8 protein-coding genes are annotated in these 6,000 nt (G+C 63.5%); 5 read left to right on the top strand and 3 right to left on the bottom strand.

Features of this window, described 5'->3' with window-relative positions:
• Positions 1–88: 88 nt before the first annotated feature.
• Positions 89–667: a helix-turn-helix domain-containing protein gene (locus VEI45_RS13495; RefSeq protein WP_324853963.1), complete on the top strand. Its 579-nt coding sequence runs from the start codon at positions 89–91 to the stop codon at positions 665–667.
• Here VEI45_RS13495 and VEI45_RS13500 read toward each other — a convergent pair.
• A complete protein-coding gene (locus VEI45_RS13500) occupies positions 664–1,866 on the bottom strand; it encodes a cytochrome P450 (protein ID WP_324853945.1) in 1,203 nt (400 codons plus the stop codon). The genes VEI45_RS13495 and VEI45_RS13500 overlap by 4 nt on opposite strands.
• Positions 1,867–1,878: 12 nt before the next feature.
• On the bottom strand, positions 1,879–2,715 hold the full coding sequence (locus tag VEI45_RS13505; protein ID WP_324853947.1) for a mycofactocin-coupled SDR family oxidoreductase: 837 nt from the start codon (positions 2,713–2,715) through the stop codon (positions 1,879–1,881).
• A 213-nt stretch (positions 2,716–2,928) separates the two neighbouring features.
• On the opposite strand from VEI45_RS13505, the gene VEI45_RS13510 reads away from it, so the two are divergent.
• The 3 genes from VEI45_RS13510 to VEI45_RS13520 all read left to right on the top strand — a co-directional run bounded on the left by VEI45_RS13510 (position 2,929) and on the right by VEI45_RS13520 (position 4,760).
• Positions 2,929–3,348, top strand: coding sequence for a hypothetical protein (locus tag VEI45_RS13510; protein ID WP_324853949.1), 420 nt, complete (start codon positions 2,929–2,931; stop codon positions 3,346–3,348).
• A 337-nt stretch (positions 3,349–3,685) separates the two neighbouring features.
• Positions 3,686–4,375, top strand: coding sequence for a glycoside hydrolase (locus VEI45_RS13515; protein WP_324853951.1), 690 nt, complete (start codon positions 3,686–3,688; stop codon positions 4,373–4,375).
• 19 nt (positions 4,376–4,394) lie between these two features.
• Positions 4,395–4,760, top strand: a complete 366-nt coding sequence (locus VEI45_RS13520; protein ID WP_324853965.1) for an amidohydrolase family protein — start codon at positions 4,395–4,397, stop codon at positions 4,758–4,760.
• On the opposite strand, the gene VEI45_RS13525 is transcribed toward VEI45_RS13520, so the two are convergent.
• Positions 4,761–5,006, bottom strand: a complete 246-nt coding sequence (locus VEI45_RS13525) for a PPE family protein, SVP subgroup (protein ID WP_324853953.1) — start codon at positions 5,004–5,006, stop codon at positions 4,761–4,763. It abuts the gene before it with no gap.
• Between the two features lie 72 nt (positions 5,007–5,078).
• Here VEI45_RS13525 and VEI45_RS13530 point away from each other — a divergent pair, with 72 nt between their 5' ends.
• Positions 5,079–5,963 (top strand): cyclopropane mycolic acid synthase family methyltransferase, encoded by an 885-nt coding sequence (locus VEI45_RS13530; protein WP_324853955.1) that lies wholly within the window; start codon positions 5,079–5,081, stop codon positions 5,961–5,963.
• The last annotated feature ends 37 nt before the right edge of the window (positions 5,964–6,000 follow it).

Below are 6,000 nucleotides of genomic sequence, written 5' to 3' on the forward strand. Positions count from 1 at the left end.
TAGTCCCCTCGTGATAGTCCCCTCGTGATAGGACCCCAGCGTGACCGTCGCAGAACGACCCAAGGCACGGGACTCGACGACTCGCGACATGCTGGTCGCCGCAACTAGTCAGATCATGGTCGAGGAGGGCTACGCCGCAGCCACGTCGCGCCGGGTGGCGGCCAAAGCCGGTGTCAAACCCGCATTGGTGCATTACTACTTCCCCACCATGGACGAGTTGTACCTGGCTGTATTCCGCCGCGGCGCCGCCGTCTATTTGGAGCGCCAGCAGAATGCGCTGGCGTCTGATCGCCCATTGCATGCCTTCTGGGAGACGCTCACCGAACCCAAAGACACCCGATTGCTCTTGGAGTTCATGGGGCTTGCGAACCATCGCAAGGAGATCAAGGCAGAGATCGCGGCCTGGTCTGAGCGATGGCGCGAGCAGCAGATCACCGCGCTGAACTTCATCGTGCGCGAGCACGGCATCGACGCGGACGAATTCCCTCCGGCCGCAATCGCGGTCGTCGTGGCCGCGATCGGTCGCACCCTGATCCTCGAGCAGGGACTCGGCACCGCCGGCGGTCACCGAGAGGCCGTCGCGCTGGTCAATCGCTTCCTTGACCGATTCGAGATGCCGACACCGAAGACTCGCCGGGGCCGCAGCGCAGCGGACGCGGCTCCTTAAGGCAGCACCACCCGCAGCCGCTCCCAGCCACGGACAGTGGATGTCGATGCGAGTTGTGCTGTGTCGTAGTCGATGTCCCATTCGGGCCAGCGGTTGAGGATCTCGTCCAACGCGACGCGACCTTCCAACCGCGCGAGGTTTGCGCCCAGGCAGTAGTGCAGACCCTTCCCGAACGTCAGGTGCGAGATGTTGTCGCGATGGATGTCGAACGTGTCCGGGTCGGAATAGCGGCGGGGGTCGCGATTCGCGGCGCCGAACAGCATCAGCATGGCACTGCCCGCCGGAACGGTGGTGCCGTAGCACTCAAAATCCTTTGCCATCCAACGGGCGACGTGCGGACCAGTGGGCTCGAAGCGCAGTGTCTCGTCGACGGTGCGGTTCAGCAGCGAACGATCCTGGTGGATTTCCCGGCGCTGGTCGGGGTGTTCGGCGAGTACTTTGGCCAGCCAGCCGATCAGCCGGCCCGTCGTCTCGTTTCCGGCACCGGCCACCACCTGGGTGTAATGCAGCACCTCTTTGCGCGTCAGCTTTCGGCGCACGCCCCGCTCGTCGTCGAACTCGACATTGAGCAGTGTAGTCATCAGGTCGTCGGACGGGTTTTTCGATCGCCATTCGACGTAGTCGGCGTAGATCCGGCCGTCGGCAATGGAATCGGCGTCGGCGACCTTAAGCGGCGCACCCGGCTTGGTGCGCAAGTTGGCGTCATTGGCGTCGCGAACCGAGATCTGCTCGGACTCAGGGATTCCCAGCAGCATACCGATCACTCGCATCGGCATCATCGAGGCGAGCTCGGCGATGATGTCGAATCCTTGCGAACCGACGAGCGGGTCCAGACACCGGATGCAGTACTGCCGGATCTGGTCTTCGATGGCGGCCATGCGGCGCGGCGTGAACACCCGGGACATCAGCCCGCGCAGCCTCGAATGCTCGGGTGGATCCTGAAACATCATCACGCCGCCGGGCATGTCGAATTTCGACTTGACCAGCTCGAGGATGTCGCTGCGCCGACTGGAGAACACCTCCCAGTTCGCCAAAGCTTGCTCGACGTCGGAATGCCTTGATATCGCCCAGAAGTCGTATTGCTCGTTGTAGTAGATCGGGGCCTCGTCGCGCAGCCGCGCGTAGGTCGGGTACGGGTCGGCGTTGATGCCGACGTCGTAGGGGTCGTAGTAGACATCGGTGTCGCTGGTGACAGTCATCGCTGATTCCCTTTACTTCAGACAGCTGCCGGCGTCCACCGGGAGTGCAACCCCGGTGATGTAGCGAGCTTCGTCGGAGGCCAAGAACAACACTGCGTTGCTGATATCTTCTGGGGTCACCCAGGGGATGGGCAAGACGTGGAAACTCTGGCACACCGGCGCAAGATCGTCGGGTCCGGGATTGTCCAAATCTGGCCGGAAAGCACGATAGGTGGCCTCGTTCATCAGCAACGGTGAATTCACGTGTGTCGGGAGAACGGCGTTGACCCGGATCATGCGCTGTCCCAATTCGACAGCAAACGAACGCATTAGGCCGATCACACCGTGCTTGGCCGCGACGTAGTGGCCGACGTGCGGATAGGCCTTGTTACCGGCGACTGAGGAGGTCAAGATGATCGAGCCGCCGCGATCGCCCGCCAGGATGTGCGGAACGCCGGCCTTCACCGTCTTCCACACCCCACTGAGGTTGACGTCGATCATCTCCTGCCACAGCGCTTCGTCCGCTTTGTGTAGCTTTCCGGCCGTCGTACCGATGCCGGCGTTGGCGACGATGACATCAAGCCGGCCCAGTTGCTCCACCCCGCTGTCGACGGCTGCACGCAGTGCGTCGTAATCACGAACGTCCACTTCGGCGCTCACGACGCGGCCCCCGGCGTTCTTGACCATGCCGGCCGTCTCATCGAGGTTTTCCGGCGTCGCACCGTCTACCGGGGAATTCTCAAAGTCGCGACAGATGTCGACGGCGATGATGTCGGCACCCTCCTGCGCGAGCCGGACGGCGTGACTTCTGCCCTGCCCGCGCGCAGCGCCGGTCACGAATGCGACTTTGCCGTCCATCCGGCCCGCCATGCCAACCTCGATTCCTGTGCGGATGCGATTTTGGGCGATCGCCCAATTTTAGGGCGCACGCCATGTTTAGCAGCACCCTGCAGAGGTAGTCAAGAGCCTGTGCAGGCCGGCTAATCCCAATTCGGACGCACGCTGCGGCCCCTATTCTCGGTGGATAGGCATCGCCGCCGACAGTGGTGTGCACGCCGCGTCCGACGGAAACGGGAGCACCTTATGAGCACCGTCCGCGATGAGAACAAATTGCGCGCCTGGACGATCGGCGTAGCCGCCGCAGTATCGCTACCGGCAATGCTGTTGAGTGGCGCCGCAACCGCGCAGGCCGAAACGAATCCCACCTACTTCGCGAATCAGGATGGCAGCCTCGAGGTTCGCTACGGCGGTGGCGGGGTGGCGTTGTACGCGACCATCGTCGATACGCGCAATCCCCCAGGGGCAACGGAAGTCTGCCACTACCACTCGGTGGGAGTAATGAATACGCCCGGATTTCCCTATGATCGCGACACCACGGTGACCGGACCCAGCCCGTCGGCCCCCGTGACGATCACTTTCCAGCAGCTGGGCGGAACCTACAGCGTCAATGTGACCTGCTATGGCACGGGAAATTCGGCGAGCTACTCTCCGGTCGTTTACTGACTGAACTCACCGCGGCCAACGCCCGGTAACTACGGTATCGGCTGTCTGCGCACTGGCCGCGCTCATCGCCGGCTCAGCACTTCAATTCGGCGTAGCGACGGCGTTGGGCGCCGGTTGGTTGATCGCCGCCGACTTCATCGAATCGAGCGTCGGGAGCCCGCGCGCCATTCGTCGACGCGCAGTCCCGGCCGCACAATTCAACCGGGCATTCGCCCCGTGCCGCGTCGTAGTCGTCGGCGGGGAGCACACCGCTCGGCCGGTTAGCCGCCGAACGGCAATCCCGTACCACTGACGAAAGTTGCATCACCGCGTCAGCCACGACAGTAAGCTGCCGTTCGTGAGCAAAGACCGGTTAGCCAACGGGCGGGGCCGCTGGTTGGCCTTCGCGGCCACGATCACCGTCTCTGCCGGCATGCTCTACGCCCAACACAGCGAGCCTCGGTGCTGCGTCAAGGCCCCGCCGGCGAAGCCGGTGACCCCGGTGGCAGCGTCGACCAGCCCACCACCTGCGCCGGCCAGCGCGCCGCACATCGCCAGTCCCGCGGAGGCGCACTTGTTGACGGCGGACGCACCGACCGCGGCCCAGAGTTTCCAGTTCGTGTTGCCTGTCGGTGTCGCGCCGGAGAAAGGGTTGCAGGTCAAGACCATCTGGGCTGCCCGCGCGATCAGCGTGTTGTTTCCCCAGATCACCACCATCGGCGGGTACCGGCAGGATGCCTTGAAGTGGCATCCCAATGGATTGGCCATCGACGTGATGATCCCGAACCACGACTCCCCCGACGGCATCGAGCTTGGCAATCAAATCGCGGGGTTTGCCTTGGCGAATGCCAAACGATGGGGAATCAGCCACGTGATCTGGCGGCAGAAAATCTATCCGGGCGTCGGCAAGGGGAGCTGGACGGCGGACTACGGCAACGAGACCGCCAACCACTACGACCACGTTCACATCGCCACCGACGGCGGCGGCTACCCGACCGGGCACGAAACGTACTACATCGGATCGATGAGCCCTACGCCGCCAGACTGATCAGCACGCCGGGCCGGCGCTGAGCAACCACTACACCAGGCAGCTGGACATGGTCCGGATCTTCGATGAAGAGGGTGTCAAGATGATCGCCGGCAGTGATGTCAGCGCATCCGGTTGGGAGATACCCGGATTCGCGTTGCATGAGGAGTTCGACCAGCTGGCGGCCGCAGGGCTGACGCCATTGCGCATACTGCAGATGGCCACTATCAACGCGGCCGAGTTCCTGTGCAGGACAGCCACTTCAGGTACTTTGGAGCCCAGGAAAGACGCCGACGTCGTCCTACTGTCGGCCAACCCGGTGGAGAACGTGGCCCACCTGCACGACATCGCCGGAGTGGTCCGGGCCGGCCGGTACTACTCGCCCAAAACTCGTTCCGCCGTCTAGTTACCCGGCGAACGGTGGTCCCTTCATGAGAGTGGGTTTGAACCCGTATCGAGGACCGGCGTGGGCCGCGCCGGCGGCTGGTCCAGTCAGCGGCATACAGCATCGGTCATTGCCTGCATTCAGGACCGCCTTGCCCGCGACCGATGGTGTAAGGACCTTGGTTTCCGCTGCGCTATGACGTCGTCGCATCCGCGAAGCTCCGCGCCACCCACAGATCCCAGACCGCCCTCGCGGGCCCGAGTTCATACCGGCGAGTGTGTAGTAGGTTACTTAATTATGCTCAGCAGCCGGAACCTTCAAGTTGTTGGTAGGCCAGGGATGAGCAACGGCACGGTCGGGCCCCCCGAAATGGAGCCGCACTTCGACGAAGTCCAGGCGCACTACGACCTTTCGGACGACTTCTTCAGCGCCTTCCAGGATCCGTCGCGGACGTACAGCTGCGCGTACTTCGAGCGAGACGACATGTCGCTCATGGAGGCGCAAATGGCCAAGATCGACCTTGCCCTCGGCAAGCTGGATCTGCAGCCGGGCATGACGCTGCTCGACATCGGTTGCGGGTGGGGTTCGGTGATGCAACGGGCCGTCGAGCAACACGACGTCAATGTCGTCGGGCTGACGCTCAGCCGCAACCAGTCAAAGTTCGCTCAGGACCTCCTCGACGGAGTCGACACCAACCGTTCGCGGCGGGTGTTGCTGCGCGGCTGGGAACAGTTCGACGAGCCGGTCGACCGCATCGTCAGCCTCGAGGCGATCGAGGCGTTTCCGCCGGAGCGCTACGCGCCCTTCTTCAAGAGGTGCGACAGCATCCTGCCCTCCGGCGGCCGGGTGGTGCTGCAGGCGATCCTGGGACATCCGCTGAAGCGCTGGCCGGAGATGGGCATCCCGATCACGATGACCGACCTGCGGTTCATGCGGTTCATCGCCAAGGAGATCTTCCCGGGAGGCTCGATCCCGTGTGACGAGGACATCATCCGGCTGTCGCAGGAAGCCGGGTTCGTCGTGGACCAGAAGCAGCTGCTCAGCGAGCACTACGTCCGCACTCTCGACACGTGGGCGCAAAGTCTGGAGGCACATCACGACGCTGCGGTCGCGGCGACCTCCGAGGAGGTCTACCAGCGGTACATGAAGTACCTCACCGGGTGCAGCGACTTCTTCCGGCGCGGTATCAGCGAGCTCGGGCAATTCACCCTCATCAAGGCCTGAGCCGATTCGGTCGAGGGCGGCCTATCGGCAGTCGTCA

The sequence above is a fragment of the Mycobacterium sp. genome (genome assembly GCF_035623875.1).
GTDB lineage: Bacteria > Actinomycetota > Actinomycetes > Mycobacteriales > Mycobacteriaceae > Mycobacterium.